Source organism: Serratia sp. OLAL2 (genome assembly GCF_002752475.1).
GTDB classification, from domain to species: Bacteria; Pseudomonadota; Gammaproteobacteria; order Enterobacterales; family Enterobacteriaceae; genus Serratia; species Serratia bockelmannii.
On record NZ_MSTL01000019.1, the window covers coordinates 296,180 to 312,407 of the forward strand.

General features: G+C 57.5%; 17 protein-coding genes. 12 read left to right on the forward strand and 5 right to left on the reverse strand.

Annotation, left to right across the window (positions count from 1 at the left end):
* Positions 1-4 precede the first annotated feature (4 nt).
* On the reverse strand, positions 5-964 hold the full coding sequence (rluC, locus tag BVU99_RS18805; protein ID WP_025302408.1) for a 23S rRNA pseudouridine(955/2504/2580) synthase RluC: 960 nt from the start codon (positions 962-964) through the stop codon (positions 5-7).
* Positions 965-1,516: 552 nt separating this feature from the next.
* Here rluC and rne point away from each other — a divergent pair.
* Positions 1,517-4,897: a ribonuclease E gene (gene rne / locus BVU99_RS18815; protein ID WP_099817325.1), complete on the forward strand. Its 3,381-nt coding sequence runs from the start codon at positions 1,517-1,519 to the stop codon at positions 4,895-4,897.
* A gap of 60 nt (positions 4,898-4,957) precedes the next feature.
* Here the strand turns inward: rne and BVU99_RS18820 are convergent, their stop codons facing one another.
* A complete protein-coding gene (locus BVU99_RS18820) occupies positions 4,958-5,245 on the reverse strand; it encodes a putative quinol monooxygenase (protein WP_025302406.1) in 288 nt (95 codons plus the stop codon).
* A gap of 213 nt (positions 5,246-5,458) precedes the next feature.
* On the opposite strand from BVU99_RS18820, the gene pyrC reads away from it, so the two are divergent.
* The 8 genes from pyrC (at position 5,459) to BVU99_RS18860 (ending at position 11,031) form a co-directional block, all read left to right on the forward strand.
* The gene (pyrC, locus tag BVU99_RS18825) at positions 5,459-6,505 is read left to right on the forward strand and encodes a dihydroorotase (protein ID WP_033642678.1); all 1,047 of its coding nucleotides are present in this window, start codon (positions 5,459-5,461) and stop codon (positions 6,503-6,505) included.
* Positions 6,506-6,580: 75 nt separating this feature from the next.
* Positions 6,581-6,820, forward strand: coding sequence for a DNA damage-inducible protein I (dinI, locus tag BVU99_RS18830; protein WP_043141722.1), 240 nt, complete (start codon positions 6,581-6,583; stop codon positions 6,818-6,820).
* A 130-nt stretch (positions 6,821-6,950) separates the two neighbouring features.
* Entirely contained in the window at positions 6,951-7,229 is a 279-nt protein-coding gene (locus tag BVU99_RS18835; protein ID WP_004927809.1) for a hypothetical protein, read from the forward strand.
* 201 nt (positions 7,230-7,430) lie between these two features.
* Positions 7,431-7,685 (forward strand): biofilm formation regulator BssS, encoded by a 255-nt coding sequence (gene bssS / locus BVU99_RS18840; RefSeq protein WP_004927812.1) that lies wholly within the window; start codon positions 7,431-7,433, stop codon positions 7,683-7,685.
* Positions 7,686-7,825: 140 nt separating this feature from the next.
* Positions 7,826-8,941 (forward strand): N-methyl-L-tryptophan oxidase, encoded by a 1,116-nt coding sequence (gene solA / locus BVU99_RS18845; protein ID WP_099817326.1) that lies wholly within the window; start codon positions 7,826-7,828, stop codon positions 8,939-8,941.
* Between the two features lie 216 nt (positions 8,942-9,157).
* Positions 9,158-9,784, forward strand: a complete 627-nt coding sequence (locus tag BVU99_RS18850; RefSeq protein WP_025302402.1) for a LuxR C-terminal-related transcriptional regulator — start codon at positions 9,158-9,160, stop codon at positions 9,782-9,784.
* Between the two features lie 122 nt (positions 9,785-9,906).
* Positions 9,907-10,023, forward strand: coding sequence for a DUF2770 family protein (locus tag BVU99_RS18855; protein ID WP_004927822.1), 117 nt, complete (start codon positions 9,907-9,909; stop codon positions 10,021-10,023).
* 75 nt (positions 10,024-10,098) lie between these two features.
* On the forward strand, positions 10,099-11,031 hold the full coding sequence (locus BVU99_RS18860) for a zinc-dependent alcohol dehydrogenase family protein (protein WP_239534417.1): 933 nt from the start codon (positions 10,099-10,101) through the stop codon (positions 11,029-11,031).
* On the opposite strand, the gene BVU99_RS18865 is transcribed toward BVU99_RS18860, so the two are convergent.
* Positions 10,979-12,037, reverse strand: coding sequence for an AI-2E family transporter (locus BVU99_RS18865; RefSeq protein WP_049205122.1), 1,059 nt, complete (start codon positions 12,035-12,037; stop codon positions 10,979-10,981). The genes BVU99_RS18860 and BVU99_RS18865 overlap by 53 nt on opposite strands.
* A gap of 442 nt (positions 12,038-12,479) precedes the next feature.
* On the opposite strand from BVU99_RS18865, the gene BVU99_RS18870 reads away from it, so the two are divergent.
* Positions 12,480-13,034: a cytochrome b gene (locus tag BVU99_RS18870; RefSeq protein WP_004927830.1), complete on the forward strand. Its 555-nt coding sequence runs from the start codon at positions 12,480-12,482 to the stop codon at positions 13,032-13,034.
* A gap of 23 nt (positions 13,035-13,057) precedes the next feature.
* Positions 13,058-13,636 (forward strand): YceI family protein, encoded by a 579-nt coding sequence (locus tag BVU99_RS18875; protein ID WP_016928208.1) that lies wholly within the window; start codon positions 13,058-13,060, stop codon positions 13,634-13,636.
* 47 nt (positions 13,637-13,683) lie between these two features.
* Here the strand turns inward: BVU99_RS18875 and BVU99_RS18880 are convergent, their stop codons facing one another.
* Together BVU99_RS18880 and BVU99_RS18885 are read right to left on the reverse strand one after the other, a co-directional pair.
* A complete protein-coding gene (locus BVU99_RS18880) occupies positions 13,684-14,751 on the reverse strand; it encodes a rhodanese-related sulfurtransferase (RefSeq protein ID WP_025302399.1) in 1,068 nt (355 codons plus the stop codon).
* A 119-nt stretch (positions 14,752-14,870) separates the two neighbouring features.
* Positions 14,871-15,026: a histidine kinase gene (locus BVU99_RS18885; protein ID WP_225735595.1), complete on the reverse strand. Its 156-nt coding sequence runs from the start codon at positions 15,024-15,026 to the stop codon at positions 14,871-14,873.
* Positions 15,027-15,290: 264 nt separating this feature from the next.
* Here BVU99_RS18885 and BVU99_RS18890 point away from each other — a divergent pair, with 264 nt between their 5' ends.
* A complete protein-coding gene (locus BVU99_RS18890) occupies positions 15,291-16,211 on the forward strand; it encodes a Kdo(2)-lipid IV(A) acyltransferase (RefSeq protein WP_025302397.1) in 921 nt (306 codons plus the stop codon).
* Positions 16,212-16,228: the final 17 nt, after the last annotated feature.

Consider the following 16,228-nt stretch of genomic DNA (forward strand, 5'->3'; position numbering starts at 1 on the left):
CGGATTATTTGGCGGCCTGCCGGCGCAGCACTTGCAGGCAGTGACGCAGTTCTTCATCCATCGGCGCTTCGATGCGCATCGTTTCGCCGGTGGACGGATGCTCGAAGCGCAGCGCCGCGGCGTGCAGGAACAGTCGCTTCAGGCCGGTACCCGCCAGTTGGCGATCGAACTCGCGGTCGCCATAGCGATCGTCAAAGGCGATCGGGTGCCCGGCATGCAGAGTGTGCACGCGGATCTGGTGAGTTCGCCCGGTGATCGGGCTGGCCTTCACCAAGGTGGCAAATTCGTAACGCTCTTCCACCTTGAAGCGGGTTTCCGAAGGCTTGCCTTCGCTGTTGACGCGCACGATACGTTCGCCGCTTTGCAGAATGTTTTTCAGCAGCGGCGCCTGTACGGCCTTGCAGTGGGACTGCCATTGGCCGCGCACCAGCGCCAGATAATCTTTCTGCATGCCTTTCAGGCGCAGTTGCTCATGCAGCGAACGCAGCGCGGAACGTTTTTTGGCGACCAACAACACGCCGGAGGTGTCGCGATCCAGACGATGCACCAGCTCCAGGAAGCGGGCTTCCGGGCGCAGCGCGCGCAGCCCTTCAATCACGCCGAAGCTCAGGCCGCTGCCGCCGTGCACCGCGGTGCCGGAAGGTTTGTTAAGGATCAACAGATGATCGTCTTCATACAGGATGCAGTCTGCCAATGCGGCCACTTTATCCAGCTTCGCCGACACCGGCGCCTCTTCGCGCTCGGCTACGCGCACCGGTGGTACGCGCACCACGTCGCCGGCCGCCAATTTGTATTCGACCTTGATGCGCCCTTTATTAACCCGCACCTCGCCTTTACGCACGATGCGATAAATCATGCTCTTCGGCACGCCTTTCAGGCGAGCGAGCAGAAAGTTGTCGATTCTCTGACCGGCTTCGTCGTCGGAAATCGTGATGAATTGTACTGCTGGATTGTTCGTTTTCATGGTGCGGGATTCTAAATAGAGCGCGTGAATAGCGCCACATCTTTTTCTGTGCTTAACTGTCTCTCTGACGGCGGGCGAAACCCCAGCGGACAATAAGGCAGCAAGCCGATTTGAACGTTTGCGATTTCTTCCGCAGTTAAGGAAAAGTCACCTTGCTATAACGGCATCAGCAGTGGAATAATGCAGTCACTTTCCGCGTTGATTCTCGTTAAACAGGGAAAACGGTGGAATTATAAAATTTGTCTGATTGCGCAAAAACGCAGCAATGGCGTAAGACGTAATGCGAAATCAAACAATTAGCGGGCTGCGGGTTGCAGCTTGGCCGGCAAATGGAATCAGATCTGTCGACGTAAATCAGAGGCTATTCCCCTAGTAAAAGTGCTGTCTTTCACAAAGAAAAGCAGGCTTACCGAGATAATGCGCCCCTATGCAGGCGACAACCGTGAGGTTGACGGCTTTGCGAGAAGACACGGGGCTTTCGGTTTAACTCCGGCCATGAGGTTATTTTGCCCGCAGCTTTGTCGATAATGTAAAAATAACGAGTAAGTTAAGATGAAAAGAATGTTGATTAACGCAACTCAGCAGGAAGAGTTGCGTGTTGCCCTCGTAGATGGACAGCGGCTGTATGATTTGGATATCGAAAGTCCGGGTCATGAGCAGAAAAAAGCGAATATTTACAAAGGCAAAATCACCCGCATTGAACCAAGTCTTGAAGCAGCGTTCGTGGACTACGGCGCAGAACGACATGGTTTCCTCCCTCTTAAAGAAATCGCCCGCGAATACTTCCCTAGCAATTACTCTTCCCATGGCCGCCCGAACATCAAAGATGTGCTGCGCGAAGGCCAGGAAGTCATCGTTCAGGTAGACAAAGAAGAACGTGGCAACAAAGGCGCCGCCTTGACCACCTTCATCAGCCTGGCGGGCAGCTATCTGGTGCTGATGCCGAACAACCCGCGCGCCGGCGGTATTTCTCGCCGCATCGAGGGTGACGATCGTACCGAGCTGAAAGAAGCGCTCTCTTCGCTGCAACTGCCAGACGGCATGGGCCTGATCGTTCGCACCGCGGGCGTAGGCAAATCCGCCGACGCGCTGCAGTGGGATCTCTCCTTCCGTCTGAAGCACTGGGAAGCGATTAAAAAAGCCGCCGAAGGCCGCCCTGCACCGTTCCTGATCCACCAGGAAAGCAACGTTATCGTGCGTGCCTTCCGCGATTATCTGCGCCCGGACATCGGCGAAATCCTGATCGACAACCCGAAAATTCTCGATCTGGCCAAAGAGCACATCGCTGCGCTGGGCCGCCCGGATTTCAGCAGCAAAATCAAACTGTACAGCGGTGAAATTCCTCTGTTCAGCCACTATCAGATCGAATCGCAGATCGAATCCGCCTTCCAGCGCGAAGTGCGCCTGCCGTCCGGCGGCTCGATCGTCATCGACAGCACCGAAGCGCTGACCGCCATCGACATCAACTCCGCACGCGCAACCCGCGGCGGCGATATCGAAGAGACGGCGTTCAACACCAACCTGGAAGCGGCGGACGAGATCGCTCGCCAGCTGCGCCTGCGCGACCTCGGCGGCCTGATCGTCATCGACTTCATCGACATGACGCCGGTACGCCACCAGCGCGAAGTGGAAAACCGCTTGCGCGACGCCGTGCGTCAAGACCGCGCGCGCATCCAAATCGGCCGCATCTCCCGCTTCGGCCTGCTGGAAATGTCACGCCAGCGCCTCAGCCCGTCGCTGGGTGAGTCCAGCCACCACGTGTGCCCACGCTGTAACGGCACCGGTACCATCCGCGACAACGAATCGCTGGCGCTGTCCATCCTGCGCCTGATCGAAGAAGAAGCGCTGAAGGAAAACACCAAAGAAGTTCACGCTATCGTGCCGGTTCAGGTCGCTTCGTACCTGCTGAACGAAAAGCGCGAATCCGTCAGCGCGATCGAAAAACGTCAGGGTGGCGTGAAAGCCGTCATCGTGCCGAACGATGAAATGCAAACCCCGCACTACTCGGTGCTGCGCGTGCGCAAGGGCGAGGAAACCTCTACCCTCAGCTACCTGCTGCCGAAACTGCACGAAGAAGACATGGAGCGTCCGCTGGAAGATGCGCCGATGGAACGCAAGCGTCCGGAGCAACCGGCCCTGGCTTCCTTCTCCCTGTCCGCCGATGTGCCGCCGCCGGCTGAAGAACCCGTCGCCGTTGCCAAACCTGTCGCTGCAGCCGCCAAGACTAAAGCCGCAGCGCCGGCCGCCGCTAAACCGGGCTTCCTGGGCCGCCTGTTCGGTGGTCTGAAGAACTTGTTCGCCGGTGAAGAACAACCTGCCGTCGAAGAAGCCAAACCGGCCGAAACGCCGAAGGCGGAAGGCAACGGTGAGAACCGTCGTCAGGATCGTCGCGGTCAGCGCCGTCAAGGCACCGGCCGTAAAGAGCGCGGTGAGCGTAGCGACCGTGGCGATCGCCCGGAACGCGGCGAGCGTAAAGAGCGCGGTGAAGGCCGTGACAATCGCGAGCGCGATAACCGTGAACCGCGTGAGAACCGTGAAGGCCGTGAATCGCGTGAATCCCGCGATGAACAGCGCCGTAACCGCCGCAACCAGCAGCAGAACGCGCCGGTAGCGGAGGAAACCGCTTCGGAAGAAGGTGCTAAAGCGCCGCGCGAAGATCAGCAGCAACGCCGTGAGCAGCGTGCTGAACGCCAGCGTCGTCGTCAGGAAGAGAAACGTCAGGCTCAGCAGGAAGTGAAAGCGCTGGAAAGCGTTGACGCAGTCGAGAGTACCGACGAAGAGCAGGAAGAGCGCCAGCAGCAGAACATGCAGCGCCGTCAGCGCCGCCCTCTGTCGCAGAAAGTGCGTATCCTGTCTGCGGAAGAAGAGCTGCAGCGTGCAGCGGAAGAGCTGTTGGCGCCGAAAGCGCCGGTAGCGAAAGCCGAAGACGCGCAGCCGACCGCCGACGATAGCGTCAAGCTGTTGCCGGAAACCGTTGCCGCACAGCCGGAAGACGATGCCCAGGGCGAAAGCCGCGGCAACGGCGAAGGCATGCCGCGTCGTTCCCGTCGTTCACCGCGTCACCTGCGCGTCAGCGGCCAGCGTCGCCGTCGTTACCGCGATGAGCGTTACCCGCTGCAATCCCCAATGCCGTTGGCGGGCGCGTTCGCTTCGCCGGAAATGGCATCAGGCAAAGTATGGGTAAGCTACCCGGTCGCTCAGGTTGAAGAAGCCGAAGTGCAAACCGAAGCCGTAGAGCAGGCGCCGGTTGTCGCCGCAGCGGTTGAACAGCACAGCGTTACCGTGGAAGACACTCAGACCGCGGCCAGCGTCAACGGACCGGCACCCGAAGCCGCCGTTGAAACTGCTAGCGTTACCGTAACGGAAGAAGCTGCAGTCGTAGCACCGGTTGTAGCCACTCCGGCCGAGGAAATCCCGGCGCCGGTGGAAACCGCCCCGGCAACTGTTGCAGTTGAACAGCCGAAAGTGGAAGAGACTGCCCCTGCAGTGGAAGCCGAGCCGGTAGCTGAAACCATAGCTGTAGAGCCAGTGGTTGAACCTGTGCCAACGGAAGACGAGCCTGTGGTCGAAGTTGCACCGGTGGTAGAAGCCACGCCAGCGGAAGAAACGCCAGTGGTAGAAGCCGCACCTGCGGCAGCCTCCGTGGAAGTTGCTCCGGTCGAAAAAGCCCCAGCGCCAATCGCCGCAGAACCTGCACCTGCAGTTGCGCAGCAGCCGGCGCCGGTGAAAGCCGTGCAGGACGCGCTGTACAAACACATCGCCACTGCGCCGATGACTAAAGCGCCTGCGCCAGCCTACGTGCCGGAAGAACGCAAGCACAGCAACTGGCAGCGCCCTTCCTTCAACTTTGAAGGCAAAGGTTCAGCCGGTGGTCACTCGGCAGTAAGCCAGGCCACCGCGCCTGCCACAAAGCCGCAGCCGGTTAACGAATAAGTTAATCTGCAACCCTAAAAAAACCCGCCATCGGCGGGTTTTTTCTTGCCTGTAAAAAGCTCAGGCGATCTTTTTCAGTTTCTTGATGTCCAGAACATCCAACTTGCCGTCAAGTCGACTGACGAACTGCTGAAAATGCGCCGTCTCATTATGCTTATCCAGCGCTTCGCTGCTGGCCCAACGCTCAAAGAACACGAAGGTGCCCGGCTTTTCCAGATCGCGATGCAAATCATATTGCAGGTTGCCCAGCTCCTGGCGGCTCGGCTCGAGAATGTCGTGCACCGCTTCACTGACTGCGGCCTCAAATCCCGCTTTCGCTTGCAGGGTGGCGATAACGCGTACTTCCATTGTTTTCTCCCTTTCCACTTGATGAAAGTCGACGGTATTGGCGTCGGCATCGTTGAAATCCTTGTCACTATGCGCCTGCTGCGCCGTTGATTTCAACTTGTCGCCAACAAACAGATGCATCTGCGGCACTTTCCGCTTATCCTTACACCCCGGCGTGAATAAACCCATTATTCGCTTTTCATTAGACGTATTTGACCGCCGGAGCCTAGCTAGATGACCGCACAACCTCAAGTTCTGAAAATCCGCCGCCCAGACGACTGGCATATCCACCTGCGTGACGATGAGATGCTGAAAACGGTGGTGCCCTATACCAGCCAGGTATTTGGCCGGGCGATCGTGATGCCGAACCTGGTTCCGCCCGTGACGACCGTGGCCGCCGCACGCGCCTACCGCGATCGCATTCTGGCGGCGGTGCCGCAGGGTCACAACTTCACTCCGCTGATGACCTGTTACCTGACCAACTCTCTGGCGGCCAGTGAACTGGTCAGCGGTTTCGAGCAAGGGGTGTTTACCGCCGCCAAGCTGTATCCGGCCAACGCCACCACCAACTCCAGCCACGGCGTCAGCGACGTGACCGGCATTTACCCACTGTTCGAGCAAATGCAAAAAATCGGCATGCCTTTGCTTATCCACGGCGAAGTGACCGATCCTGCCGTGGATATCTTCGACCGCGAGGCGCGCTTTATCGAACAGGTGATGGAGCCTATCCGCCGTCACTTCCCGGAACTGAAAATCGTCTTCGAGCACATCACCACCAAAGAAGCGGCACAGTACGTGCAGGCAGGCAACCGTTTCCTCGGCGCCACCATCACGCCGCAACACCTGATGTTCAACCGCAACCACATGCTGGTCGGCGGCATTCGCCCACACCTGTTCTGCCTACCGATCCTCAAGCGCAACGTCCATCAGGAGGCGCTGCGTCAGGCGGTTGCCAGCGGCTCGGACCGTTTCTTCCTCGGCACCGACTCCGCGCCGCACCTCAAGCATCGCAAAGAGTCCAGCTGCGGCTGCGCCGGCTGCTTCAATGCGCCGAATGCGATCCCGGCTTACGCTGCCGTCTTCGAACAGCTCGGCGCGCTGGAGCACTTCGAGGCCTTCTGCTCGCTCAACGGCCCACGTTTCTATGGCCTGCCGATCAACGAAGATTTCATCGAACTGCAGCGCGTGCCGACCACCCAGCCGGAAGAGATCGCCCTGGGCAATGAATCCGTGATCCCATTCCTGGCCGGCGAAACCCTGAACTGGTCGCTGAAAGGCTGATATTTTTGCTTCGCCCTCTTGCCCTCGCCTATGGTTAACTGTATAAATAAACAGTAAATCGCTTCGGGGGCAATTATGCGTGTTGAAGTCACTCTAGATAAAACCCGGCCGCTGCCGTCGGGCGCCATTGAGGCGCTGACCGGTGAACTGGGCAAACGGGTCAATCGCCAGTTTCCAGACGCCGTCGTTCACGTACGTTATGCCGGCGCCAACGGGCTCTCCGTGCTGGGAGGCGCCAAAACCGACCGGGATCTGATCGAGGAAATCCTTCAGGAAACCTGGGAAAGCGCGGACGAATGGTTTAGCGCAGAATAACACTGCAATGCTGTTTTTGCCGGGGGTCGCTCTCCGGCTTTTTTGTTTCTGGCGCCCTGCCCATTCATCGCTTACCCTTACTCTGAAACAAAATCTGCCTCAGCGCTGTATTTAACGCAAAGGAGTAAGCATGGCCCCGGACAAGGTGAAATCCGAAGACGCAATGACGTTTGGCGAACTGCTGGCGCTGATTGCCGATCAGAAAAGGCGCTTGAACGTACTGGAAGTAGCTTTCTCTTATCTGGCCTTCAGCCTGGATGACAAAGCCAACCAACGGCTGATCCACAGCCTGAAGCTGGAATCGCACAGCCAGAATCGTGATGCCGAAACGCAAAAGCATTTCGCCCATTTGGCCGAAGAGCTGGAAAAATGTCTGCATGGTGCATCGCCACCTGCCGACGCGGAATAACGCGCTGCGCTTGACTCGTCCACTGCTGCACCTACAAATTTGTAGAATAATTGTTCAAATAAATATTTATTTTGCAAATTTCGGTGACAACCCCCTCCACCGATGAAAGCGGATGCGTATACTGTAATTGCTCTCATGATGATGAGCCTCATTGATCCTCGTTAGTCACTCACGGTAGTTACTACTCAATAAGGGGTCTTTATGGACAGAAATGATGAAGTAATTCAGACGCACCCGCTTGTCGGTTGGGATATCAGTACTGTCGACGTTTACGACGCCATGATGATACGCCTTCATTACCTGTCTTCACTAGACCAAACGCCCGAAGAAGCCCAAGTAGACCGAACGCTTTGGCTGACTACAGATGTCGCCCGTCAATTAATCAATATCTTAGAAGCCGGCATCGCCAAGATTGAAGCTACGGATTACCAGGATCTTGATCGCAGAAAACATTGATTTATCGTCTCCTAACCTCTAAGGCGCCGTGACCATTCCCGGCGCCTTTTTCTTTGCCTTTCATCGTTCAATCAGTGCATTGCGCCCGCCAACCTTTTATCATGGGGCGATAAGAAATCGCTATCAGAGAGGGTGGGTACGTGGAATATGATTTGATTGTGGTGGGCAGCGGTTCCGTCGGCGCAGCGGCAGGCTATTACGCCACGCGGGCCGGCTTGAAAGTGCTGATGATCGACAGCGCCATTCCCCCGCACCGCAACGGCAGCCATCACGGCGATACCCGCATTATCCGTCACGCTTACGGCGAAGGCGAAAAGTACGTGCCGCTGGTGCTACGTGCCCAGGCGCTGTGGAATGCGCTGATTCAACAATCCGGCGAGGAACTGTTCCAGTCGTGCGGCGTGCTCAACCTGGGGCCACAGCACTCCGACTTCATTCGCAATGCGCAGCAGAGCGCGCAAACATTCCGCCTGAACGCGCAAACCCTCAGCGCCGAACAGATCGCTCAACGCTGGCCGGAATTCCGGGCCCCGCAAGGTTATGTCGGCGTGTTCGAGCCCGACGCCGGCTTCCTGCGTGCCGAACTGGCGATAGCCACTCTGATCAAGCTGGCAAAAGAAGCCGGCTGCAGCCAGTTGTTCAACTGCCCGGTCAGCGCGGTGGAGCCTATCGAGGGCGGCGTTGAGGTCATCACCGGCGAAGGGCGTTTCACGGCGCGAAAAGCGGTGATCACCGCCGGTACCTGGGTCAACGCGCTGTTGCCGCAGTTACCCGTCGCGCCACTGCGCAAAGTCTTCTCCTGGCATCAGGCAGATGGCCGCTACAGCGTGAACAATCGTTTCCCGGCCTTTACCGTCGAAGCGCAAGACGGCACGCACTATTACGGTTTCCCGGCGGATAACGACGGCCTGAAAGTAGGCAAGCACGACGGCGGCCAGCCGATGGATGCCCCCGAGCAGCGCAAACCCTTCGGCAGCTACGCCAGCGACGGCACGGAAGTTTTCTCCTTCCTGCGGCAATTTTTACCGGGTGTAGGCGTATGTTTACACGGCGAAGCCTGCAGTTATGATATGAGCCCCGACGAAGACTTTATTATCGATACGCTGCCGGATTGCGATCGCCTGATGGTCATCAGCGGATTGAGCGGCCACGGCTTCAAGTTCGCCAGCGCGTTGGGTGAGATTGCCGCGCTGTTCGCGCAGGACAAAGCGCCGCCGGTCGACGTCTCCAGCTTTGGTCTGAAACGATTTAGCTAAGCGAAGGATTTCTCTGTCCAGGTTGCCGTCGTGCCCTGGACAGCAAAATTTAGCGGTTACAATTTATTAACCTGCTAACTCTTTTAAATACCAAGTAAAAATCCTGATAACGGAAATTTCTTATATTCAGCATTTGAATTTCCGAATTGAACACTTGCAGTGTAAGTCCTATTTTACAGAAGATATGCTCCATCGGCTTTCAACAAGGACGTCACCATGAAACTACTTGTCGTGGACGAATGCTGCTTCACCCGGGTCGGTATAGCCAGCTACTTTGCTGATAGTGGGATTACGACGATCAAGTGCTGCCACAGCATTGAATACGCTACGCCGCTGTTGGCCAGCTTTCAGCCGAGCCACATTCTGGTGAACCTCAGCAACCAGTGCCGTTATAACGAAGCAGACGCGCAGCTGCTGGCGTTTATGGAAGCCAGCCAGTCTGCCTTGCTGTTTATCTATCTCGATACGCCTTACCCTTACAGCGAAACGCCAATGCGCATCGCCGATAACGCCTTTCTGTTCAATAAAAGCATTCTGCCACTCACTTTACGCACGCTGCGCGAAAATCCGCTGGCGCTGGCCGATGACGGCGAAGAGCGTTCCTTGTTCAGTCCGCAGGAACTGACGGTGATGAAATATTGGATGGCGGAGATGCCCAACTACCGCATCGCGAAAAAGCTGCAAATCAGCTCGCATACGGTGTACGTGCACAAGCGTCACATCACGGAGAAGATCAACGCGCGCAACCGGCTGGAGTTCTACTCGCTGTATAACGTGCTGCGCTATTTCTACCCGCCGAGCACGCCAACAAATTCGACGCCGCTGGCGCTGCTGGCCGTGTAACCTCAAGCCTGCGATAACGCAGGCTTTTTTATCGCCTCTCTTCCCGCACTCACGCGCGGCGCGCTGTAAAAGACGCCGAGAAAAGGACTATAATCAAAGGTCCCTTTCTTCAGGCAGCTGAAATGTTAAACCGAATACTGGCGGCTATCGTCAACAACGTGCGTGAGCACCTGGTGCTGTACCTGTGTCTGTGGCTAGTGCTGCTGGCGTTGGATGTCTATTTCTTCTTCGTCATGTAATCCATGCCGCCGTTATTTCCCCGATTGAGCTTCAACCGCTTCGGTGATCCTGCCCAGGTGCTGGAATTGCAGCAGATGAGCAGACCGCTGCTGCGCCCCGGACAGCGGTTATTGCAGATGCGCTATGCCCCGATCAACCCTTCCGATCTGATCCCGATCCACGGCCAATACGCGCACCGCATCGCCCTTCCTCAGGTGCCGGGATATGAAGGCGTGGGCGTCGTCGTCAACCCGCAGAATGGGCATTCAACGGGCCGCCGCGCGCTGGCGGTAGCGGGTACCGGCAGTTGGCAAACGTTCGTCACGCTGCCTGAAGATCGGGTGATCTGGGTGCCGGACGACATCGACGACGCCTGCGCAGCGCAAATCTATATCAACCCGCTCACCTGCTGGGTGCTGTTGACGCAATGGCTGCCGCTCAACGCCGGCGACTTACTGCTGCTCAACGGCGGCGGTTCCGCCGTTAGCCTGCTGTTGGCGCAGATGACGGCGCTGCGCGGCATTCGTCTGGCGGTCGTGGTGCGCAACACCGCTCATCGCCAGGCGTTACTGGCCGCCGGCGCCTGGCGCGTTATCGAAGCGTCGCAGCTGGTGGAAATGACGAATTTTGGCGCCCGTGCGGCCATCGACTGCATCGGCGGCGAAGACGGATTGCAGTTGGCGCGGGCGGTCCGCACCGGCGGCGATTTTGTGGCGCTGGGCCTGCTTAGCGGCCGCCAGGTAGACTGGCGGCGCGTGGTGGACGAGTTAAAGCTGCGGGCTTCGCTGTTCCACTTGCGCAAATGGAACGCACAGGCGGCACCGGCGCAATGGCAGACGGCGTTTTATCAGTTATTCCAGCTGTTGCGACGCGGCCAGCTGGCGCTGCGCCCACCCGCCGCGATTTATCCTTTGCCTCACTACGCAGCGGCGCTGCACCACGCCGCCCAGCCCGGCGTGAATGGCAAAATATTCCTCACTCCGGCGCCGCTGGAGGCTGGCGCGGCGGGCGACCGTCCCCCAGGATAACCGCCAGCCGATAGCCGTCTTCGGTGGTCTCCAGCGCGATGCGCGCCACGATCGTCAGCGGCACCGACAGCAGCATGCCCACCGGGCCGAGCAGCCAGCCCCAGAAGATCAGCGACAGGAACACCACCAGCGTCGACAGCCCCAGCCCGCGCCCCATCACGCGCGGCTCGAGGATATTGCCGATCACCATGTTGACAGCGATAAAGCCCCCCGCCACCACCAGCGCATCACCCAATCCGTTGAACAACAGCGCCTGAATCAGCGGCGGAATGGCGGCCAATACCGAGCCAATGTTGGGAATGTAGTTAAGCAGAAACGCCAGCAGCCCCCAGATAAAGGCAAAACGCACGCCGACCGCCGCCAGGAAGATCCAGACGATCACCCCAGTGGCCAGGCTGATGATGGTTTTAATCACCAGATAACGTGTCACGCCGTCCAGCGCCCGCCGCACCGCGGCGAGCCCCTCGTTCGGCTTATCCAGCGCCTGCTGCAGCTTATACGGCAGCAGCTGCACTTCGAACAGCATAAACACCACGGTCATCAGCAGCAGGAAGACGTTGGTCATGGCGCCAGACAGGTGCCCCAGCATGCGGGTGACCAGATTCATCGCCGCGCTGGGATCGACATACTGCAGCATCGCTTCGCTGGAGAGACTGATATTGAAGCGATCGGCGTAATGCTGCAGCTCGCGCAGCTTCTCGATCATCATGCCGCGGTACTGGGGCAGCGAGCGGGCGAACTCGTTCAGCGAAGCACCCAGCATGCCGATAAACAGCATCACGACCACGATCACCGCCGTCACCAGCAGCGTCACCCCGACGATACGCGGCACTCGTCGGCGTTCCAGCATCGCCACCAGCGGGTTCAGCACCATGGCGAGGAACACCGCCAGCAAAAACGGCACCACGATGTCGGCGGCGGCTTTCACCCCGGCCAAAATGATCACCAACATCGCCAGCAGGACGGCCAGACGCAGGCTACTGTCGGTCACACGGGTTCGGCCCATGACGTTTCCTTGTTATTTCACTGGGTTAACCGGCCACCAAGAGCCGACTCTTGGCGCTAATGGTAGCAAAGTCCACCGTCACGCCGCAGAGGATTTCGCCTAACCGTTCGAAAAAATTAATCTTTCCGCCCTGCTCTTTGCCGCAAGAAATAGGCATAACGTTTGCCAACAAATAATTCCACCGAGCAACTCATGGACGATTTACGTAAAATGACAAAAGCTGACATTAATAGATAATAAGCCTAATTTTCAACAACTAGCACGACCGCCCCATGAGGGAAATAATATCATCTTCAACGATTTATCTGATGAAGCCCGAACATCTCAAACAAATTCACTGACTAATATTTCTAAGAAGTAACATAGTTAAATTTATTATTGATTTTATGTTTCCTAAAGTTTAATTATTGCAGCCAGCCAATCGGTAATCGAAGGAAACAGGATGCTCTGGAAAAATACCGCCGATCGTTTCGGCCATGTGTCAGTGTTAATCCACTGGCTGGTGGCGCTGACGGTGTACGGCATGTTCGCACTCGGTCTGTGGATGGTTACGCTGGGCTATTACGACGTCTGGTACCATCAGGCGCCGGAGATCCACAAAAGCATCGGCACGCTGCTGTTCATCGTGATGGTGATCCGCGTGATCTGGCGCTTTGTCTCGCCGCCACCCAAGCCGCTGGCCAGCTATGGTCGCCTCACTCGCGTCAGCGCTATTCTCGCGCATCTGGCGCTGTATGCCGTGCTGTTCGGCATTCTGATCAGCGGCTATCTGATCTCAACCGCCGACGGCCAACCGATCAGCGTATTCGGCTGGTTCGACGTGCCCGCCACCGTCACCGGCATGGCGGAACAGGCCGACACCGCCGGCGCCATACACCTTTACCTGGCCTGGGCCGTGGTAGTGCTTTCGGTACTGCACGGTCTGGCCGCGCTTAAACATCACTTTATCGATCGTGATGTCACTTTGAAACGGATGCTGGGTAGCAGCGCCGATTAACCTTTGGATTTATGGAGATTGCTATGTTGAAAAAGACCGTATTGGGCCTGACCGCAGGCGCCCTGCTGCTGAGCGCCGGTTCCGCACTGGCGGCGGACTACAAGATCGACAAACAGGGCCAGCACGCCTTTATCGAGTTCCGCATCCAGCACCTGGGCTACAGCTGGCTGTATGGCAGCTTTAAAGACTTCGACGGCGGCTTCACCTTCGACGAAAAAGATCCGTCCAAGGACAAGGTCAACGTGACCATCAATACCGCCAGCGTCGACACCAACCACGCCGAGCGCGACAAGCACCTGCGCAGCGCCGAGTTCCTCAACGTGGAGAAGAACAAGCAAGCCAAGTTTGAATCCACCGAAGTGAAGAAAAGCGGCGACGGTTATGCGGTGGTCGGCAACCTGACGCTGAACGGCGTCACCAAGCCCGTTACGCTGGACGCCAAACTGATTGGCCAGGGCAACGATCCGTGGGGCGGCTACCGCGCCGGCTTTGAGGCCAACGGTAAGATCAAGCTGAAAGATTTCGGCATCACCACCGATCTGGGCCCGGCGTCGCAAGACGTTGAGCTGATCATCTCCGTAGAAGGCGTACGCGAGAAATAAATAAAAAAAAGCCCGGTTTGGCGGCCGGGCTTCTCATTTCCTCAGGCTCAGCGGGCTGGGCCTTCTTCTTCCGGTGCCGGAATGTGCATCGTAGTCTGCAACAAGCCTTTTGACTTATTGAAGATCTTGACGCCGTTTTCACGGCCGGCACGGCGCGCGCGTTGCTCTTCGCGCGGCAGCTTCAGCTCTTCGCGGCAAATCTCGCTACAGCACCCTTCAAATTTGGCGGCGCAGCTCGGGCACTGAATGAACAGCAGATGGCAACCGTCGTTCTTGCAGTTGGTATGGGTGTCGCACGGCGCTCCACACTGGTGGCAGTTGGCGATCACATCGTCGGAGATGCGCTCACCCATACGCTCATCGAACACGAAGTTTTTGCCGATAAACTTCAGCGGCAACCCCTGTTCTTTCGCTTTGCGGGTGTACTCGATAATCCCGCCTTCCACGTGGTAGATGTTTTTAAAGCCTTTGTGCAGCATATAGGCGCTGGCTTTTTCACAGCGAATGCCGCCGGTGCAATACATGACAATATTCTTGTCTTTACTGTCCTGCAGCATCTCCACCGCCATCGGCAGCTGATCGCGGAAGGTATCCGACGGCACCTCAATGGCGTTTTCGAAATGGCCGACTTCGTACTCATAGTGGTTGCGCATATCGACGAATACCGTATTCGGATCGTCTATCATCTGATTGACGCGATCGGCCTGCAGATACTCGCCGACGTTGCTTGGGTCGAAGCTCTCGTCATCGATGCCGTCGGCCACGATGCGCTCACGCACCTTGAGGCGTAGTACCCAGAAGGATTTGCCATCGTCTTCGAGCGCAATATTCAGGCGTACCTGATCCAGCGCCGGGTGCGAGGCGAACAGCGCGGCTTTGAACGCGTCGAAGTGGTGCTGCGGCACGCTGATCTGCGCGTTGATGCCCTCTTTCGCCACGTAGATGCGGCCGAACACCTTCAGTTTTTCGAACTGAACGTACAGGCTGTCGCGAAACGCTTTGGGATCGTCGATGGAGAAGTATTTGTAAAAAGAAACTGTGGTGCGCGGCTCGGTTTCCGCCAGCATGCGCGCCTTCAGTTCCTCATTAGAAATTCGGTTATGTAACACTGGCATGGTGTACTTTCCTGTCTTTCGGGAGGTGACTGATTATCGCGCGCCGCCTGCCGGCCCGCGCGCGGCGCATATCATACCCGAAAAACCGCCGCCGCGCAGCCCTGGCGCCAGCGCCCCGTTCAGTGTCCGTCGCCTTCGGTAAACGCAGAAGCCACTATGCCGAGCGCCATCATCACGCCGGCGAGCGCCAATATCGCGTTCACCTGCAGATGCGCGCCAACGCTGCCGACCGTCGCGCCCAAAACCAGCAGCCCCGCACTGATCCATGGTGCCAAAATATTTACCCTCTGAATAATTACCAGTAATAATATCGCCATTATCTTTGGCAGGAAAGATTGTGGAAAAATTCGGCATTCGATGCATATTTAACGCCCAAAGAGGGATTTTAATGCGTTGTGTTTTCCCGGATCGCCAGAAAAATGCCACAATAGTCGCAAACAAACGGCAGAAACGAACCTTGCCGCCGAGCTCACCCGGCTGCCAGACCATGCGATGACTCTGTCATTACACTTAAACAACCGTATTCAAACAGAGAACCCATGACTCAAGTTCCTACTTTCAATCGTTCCTTATTGCATCCGCGCTATTGGCTGACCTGGGTCGGCATCGGCTTGCTGTACCTGCTGGTGTTGCTGCCTTACCCCGTCATCTACTGGCTCGGCACCTCGATTGGGCGATTTTCCATGCGCTTTCTCAAGCGACGCGTCGCTATCGCCCAACGCAACCTCGAGCTCTGTTTTCCCGACATGCCGCAGGCCGAACGCGATGCGCTGGTGGTAAAGAATTTCGAATCGGTCGGCATGGGGCTGTTTGAAACCGGCATGGCGTGGTTCTGGCCCAACTGGCGCATCGAGCGCTGGTTCAAGGTCAGTGGCCTGGAGCACATCCAACAAGCGCGCGACAACCAGCAGGGCGTGTTGCTGATTGGCCTGCACTTTTTGACGCTGGAGCTGGGCGCGCGCATCTTCGGCATTCACAACCCGGGCATCGGCGTTTACCGCCCGCACGACAACAAGCTGATGGACTGGCTGCAAACCTGGGGCCGCATGCGTTCCAACAAATCGATGCTGGACCGCAAAGACATCAAAGGCATGATCCGCGCCCTGAAACAGGGTGATATCATCTGGTATGCGCCGGATCACGACTACGGCCCGCGCAGCAGCGTTTTCGTGCCGCTGTTCGCGGTGGACAAGGCTGCCACCACCACCGGCAGCTACGTGCTGGTGCGGATGGGTAAACCGGCGATCGTTCCGTTCACCCCGCGCCGCCTGCCGGACGGCAAAGGGTATGAGCTGATCATGCAACCGGCGGTGGAAAACTTCCCGCTGGATAACGAACTCGAGGCCGCCGCCTTCATGAATAAGGTGGTGGAAAAAGAGATCCTGATGGCGCCGGACCAATATATGTGGCTGCATCGCCGCTTCAAGACCCGCCCGGAAGGCGAGCCTTCTCTTTACTGATCAAGCCAACCCGCCAC

Bases quoted from the DNA above. Each gene is read 5' to 3' on its own strand.
- rluC (WP_025302408.1), bottom strand. From the start codon at position 964: ATGAAAACGAACAATCCAGCAGTACAATTCATCACGATTTCCGACGAC.
- rne (WP_099817325.1), top strand. From the start codon at position 1,517: ATGAAAAGAATGTTGATTAACGCAACTCAGCAGGAAGAGTTGCGTGTT.
- BVU99_RS18820 (WP_025302406.1), bottom strand. From the start codon at position 5,245: ATGGAAGTACGCGTTATCGCCACCCTGCAAGCGAAAGCGGGATTTGAG.
- pyrC (WP_033642678.1), top strand. From the start codon at position 5,459: ATGACCGCACAACCTCAAGTTCTGAAAATCCGCCGCCCAGACGACTGG.
- dinI (WP_043141722.1), top strand. From the start codon at position 6,581: ATGCGTGTTGAAGTCACTCTAGATAAAACCCGGCCGCTGCCGTCGGGC.
- BVU99_RS18835 (WP_004927809.1), top strand. From the start codon at position 6,951: ATGGCCCCGGACAAGGTGAAATCCGAAGACGCAATGACGTTTGGCGAA.
- bssS (WP_004927812.1), top strand. From the start codon at position 7,431: ATGGACAGAAATGATGAAGTAATTCAGACGCACCCGCTTGTCGGTTGG.
- BVU99_RS18850 (WP_025302402.1), top strand. From the start codon at position 9,158: ATGAAACTACTTGTCGTGGACGAATGCTGCTTCACCCGGGTCGGTATA.
- BVU99_RS18855 (WP_004927822.1), top strand. From the start codon at position 9,907: ATGTTAAACCGAATACTGGCGGCTATCGTCAACAACGTGCGTGAGCAC.
- BVU99_RS18860 (WP_239534417.1), top strand. From the start codon at position 10,099: ATGAGCAGACCGCTGCTGCGCCCCGGACAGCGGTTATTGCAGATGCGC.
- BVU99_RS18865 (WP_049205122.1), bottom strand. From the start codon at position 12,037: ATGGGCCGAACCCGTGTGACCGACAGTAGCCTGCGTCTGGCCGTCCTG.
- BVU99_RS18870 (WP_004927830.1), top strand. From the start codon at position 12,480: ATGCTCTGGAAAAATACCGCCGATCGTTTCGGCCATGTGTCAGTGTTA.
- BVU99_RS18875 (WP_016928208.1), top strand. From the start codon at position 13,058: ATGTTGAAAAAGACCGTATTGGGCCTGACCGCAGGCGCCCTGCTGCTG.
- BVU99_RS18880 (WP_025302399.1), bottom strand. From the start codon at position 14,751: ATGCCAGTGTTACATAACCGAATTTCTAATGAGGAACTGAAGGCGCGC.
- BVU99_RS18890 (WP_025302397.1), top strand. From the start codon at position 15,291: ATGACTCAAGTTCCTACTTTCAATCGTTCCTTATTGCATCCGCGCTAT.